Below are 2,413 nucleotides of genomic sequence, written 5' to 3'. Positions count from 1 at the left end.
CGGACAGCCCGCTCACGGACCTCCGGCGAATATCTCTTCGATGTCGATTTTGTCATGATGACCCCATTCTCTCAGGAAATGAGGTCTCCGGGAAACCCGGGGCGGTTCACCGTCGAAGGCCGGAGGAGGAGACGGCCAGGGGAAAAACCATGGCCGAGATGCCGACGATCAATAGGATGTTCGCGATGTTCGAGCCGATGATATTCCCGAATGCGATACCTGGCGAGCCGGCAAGCGCGGCTTGAACGGAGGTGACAAGCTCGGGCGTGGAAGTGCCAAAGCCCACGAGTGTCAGACCAATGACGAGGGGAGAGACACCCAGGTGTTCAGCAACCTTCACCGCACCGCGGACCAGTACGTCCCCGCCCGCAATCAGCAACACGAGCCCGACGATGAGGGGCAGCCAGACGTCCAGCATGGTGTCAATGCTCCAGGACCACGGGAATGGGTTCACTTCCTGTGCCAAATTGGCCGCAACATTCCAGAGGCGACCAGTCTCGCGTGAGCCGAACCTTAGTGCAGTGTGCCGGCCTGTCACGGTGTGGATGGAGACTGGTCGCAAAATTCCTCGCATTCCCAGCGGCTTCACCGGACCATTTCGTTTGGATTCGCTCGTGCCAGACCTCCTCCGATACGACCGACCGAGCGTCGCATGCGAGCGCACTGTCTTCTTGCAGCCTGAGTCCAGGACGGCTTGCCTGAACTCGCGAAGCGACACAGTTTCAGTCCATGCTCAACGATATACGCCTGCCACAATTGCCTTTTGATCCTTCCGTCCTGCCGCAGTTCGACCTTCTCGCTTCGTTCCTTCTGTTGCTGCTGCTCTGGATCGGGCGGAAGATCGTCATCCGGTCAATACGCGCGCGGCAGGAGGTGGCGCCTCACAACCAGCGACGCCTGATTGCCTCCAGCCGTAACGTCTTTCTCCTGCTCCTTCTCGTGGGCCTGATCTTCATATGGGCGCCGCAGCTTCGCACTTTCGCACTCTCCTTGACCGCGGTGGCCGTGGCCATTGTGGTGGCGACAAAAGAACTGATCCTTTGTTTGTCGGGAGCCGTTCTTCGAGCAACGACTCGCGCGTTCGCCGTGGGCGACTGGATCGAAATCGGTGAGACTCGGGGAGAGGTCACGGATCATACCCTGCTGGCAACGACACTCCAGGAATTCGGAACAGGACCCCATGCCTATATGCCCACCGGACGTACGATCATCGTGCCGAACAGTCTGTTGTTGACCGCCTCCGTCTATAACCAGACAGCCCTACGCGACTACACCTATCACCGACTCGCGGTGACGCTCGATCCCTTGCCGCGACTGGAGGACACGCCTCGCCGGGTCTCGGAAATCGTGTCTCGGCACTACGAGCCCTTTCGGGACTCCGCTGCCCGGGCCAACGCTGCAATCGAACGGCGAACCCATAGCGATCTTCCCGACCCAGCCCCCATCGTCAGGTTTCGGACCTCTGATCTGGGAAAACTCCGCATTGAGGTCACCCTCTTCTGCCCTTCGCAGGAAGCTGAACGGCTTGAGGGCGAGATCACACTCGAGCTCCTCACCGAGTTCCAAACGACCGAACGGAAAGACCCTACGGTCACGGAACCCTCCATGACCGAGGCAGGCTAGAATGCCGGCGCTGTTTATTGCTCTCGATCTTGCCGCGATCCTTAGCTCGCTCCTTGCGGCAGGACTCTGGTATCGAGCCGGGGCCCGCACGACGCGTCGCGTGTCGCGCTTCGAGACACTGGATCAGGCGGATCTCAACAGAATGGTGGTCGCGATGAACCGCAGCGCAATTCTTAATCGGCACGCAGCGCTCGCATCCGCGGCCGCCGCGATGTGTTTCGCGTTGCGATTTGCAGCATCTCTCGTCGTGGACGCTGCTCTCTAGCGTCGGGACTCGACGCCGACGTCCGTCGCGAGAGACTGGAACGACTGCAACGTGTGGATGAGGGGAATGGCGGCTTTTCCGTCGTTCTGCTCGGGAAAGAGGCCTGCCTCCCGCGGCGATCGGCGTCTCGCAGTCGGATGGTGTCGCAATTCAGTGAGAACTACGGACCCCGGTACCCAGCTGAATGCTCTCCGCCGACTCCCAAATAGTGCTGAGAGTCCTCTCTGATTGGGGTCGTTAAGGTCAAGCTGCTCCTTTCGGCATTTCCGGATCATGACGCCCCGCGGGTTACGCGCTTCTCTTCGCGGTCGGCGTACAGCCGCCGCATGATGGGGTCAGGAAGGGCAACGCGTCTCAATCTGTTTCACGACCTTGCTGGCTTTCGCTGGCAGGATCTGGACTCTCAACGAGATGGACGCCTCCGGAAACGCCGCAATTTCGTTCTGAAGGCGAATTGCTGGGATTTATGGCGATTGTTTTGGGTTGGCGGTGACGCTGGTTCATGTGCTGGATGGCATCCGATCG

At 59.9% G+C, this 2,413-nt stretch carries 3 protein-coding genes; 2 read left to right on the top strand and 1 reads right to left on the bottom strand.

The window, feature by feature from the left end:
- Positions 1-106 precede the first annotated feature (106 nt).
- Positions 107-418, bottom strand: coding sequence for a sodium:calcium antiporter (locus VQ042_RS25280; RefSeq protein ID WP_331823005.1), 312 nt, complete (start codon positions 416-418; stop codon positions 107-109).
- 311 nt (positions 419-729) lie between these two features.
- On the opposite strand from VQ042_RS25280, the gene VQ042_RS25275 reads away from it, so the two are divergent.
- Both VQ042_RS25275 and VQ042_RS25270 read left to right on the top strand, forming a co-directional pair.
- Positions 730-1,623 carry a mechanosensitive ion channel family protein gene (locus VQ042_RS25275; RefSeq protein WP_331823004.1) on the top strand — a complete coding sequence of 298 codons (894 nt, stop codon included), beginning with the start codon at positions 730-732 and terminating at the stop codon, positions 1,621-1,623.
- Between the two features lies 1 nt (position 1,624).
- Complete coding sequence (locus tag VQ042_RS25270; RefSeq protein ID WP_331823003.1) at positions 1,625-1,888, top strand: hypothetical protein; 264 nt, start codon at positions 1,625-1,627, stop codon at positions 1,886-1,888.
- The last annotated feature ends 525 nt before the right edge of the window (positions 1,889-2,413 follow it).

This window comes from Aurantimonas sp. A2-1-M11, from assembly GCF_036549475.1.
Lineage (GTDB): Bacteria > Pseudomonadota > Alphaproteobacteria > Rhizobiales > Rhizobiaceae > Aurantimonas.
This window is presented reverse-complemented; position numbering and strand designations above follow the sequence as displayed.

What these genes read in the sequence shown, in the direction of transcription:
- VQ042_RS25275 (WP_331823004.1), top strand. Translation starts at nt 730, where the DNA reads ATGCTCAACGATATACGCCTGCCACAATTGCCTTTTGATCCTTCCGTC.
- VQ042_RS25270 (WP_331823003.1), top strand. Translation starts at nt 1,625, where the DNA reads ATGCCGGCGCTGTTTATTGCTCTCGATCTTGCCGCGATCCTTAGCTCG.
- VQ042_RS25280 (WP_331823005.1), bottom strand. Translation starts at nt 418, where the DNA reads ATGCTGGACGTCTGGCTGCCCCTCATCGTCGGGCTCGTGTTGCTGATT.